At 63.2% G+C, this 508-nt stretch carries 1 protein-coding gene; it reads left to right on the plus strand.

Annotated features, from left to right (window positions below):
* A partial coding sequence (locus tag PMI16_RS24910) for an AMP-binding enzyme (RefSeq protein WP_007884811.1) occupies positions 1–508 on the plus strand: 508 nt, incomplete at both ends.

Genomic DNA, 508 nt, shown 5'->3' on the forward strand with positions numbered 1-508 from the left:
AGAAGTTTATTCCCGATCCTTACCGCGCCGACGGCGCACGCTTGTATCGCAGCGGCGACCTGTGCCGGCGCCGCGAGGACGGCAGCATCGCCTTCCTCGGACGTATCGACCAGCAAGTAAAACTGCGCGGCTTCCGCATCGAACTAGGTGAGATCGAAGCAGTGCTGCGCCAGACTCCTGGCGTGCAAGACGCGGTGGTGGAGTTGTGCGGCGAGGGCGAAGGCAAACGTCTGGTCGGCTATGTGGTCGGCACGGCAGCACATGACGACATCCGTGCAGTGGCGCAGACACGCCTGCCCGGTTACATGGTGCCATCGGCGCTGGTGAGTCTGGAACGCCTGCCCTTGATGCCCAATGGCAAAGTCGACCGCAAGGCCTTGCCTCAGCCACAGCAGGAACAGGCGACACGTCAGCTGGTTGGTCCCGCCAACCAGACTCAGGCGACCTTGCTGGCGATCTGGCGCGAGGTGCTGGGACGCGAAGACATCGGCGTGACCGACAACTTCTT

The sequence above is a fragment of the Herbaspirillum sp. CF444 genome, from assembly GCF_000282135.1.
In the GTDB taxonomy this organism is placed as follows: domain Bacteria; phylum Pseudomonadota; class Gammaproteobacteria; order Burkholderiales; family Burkholderiaceae_D; genus Herbaspirillum.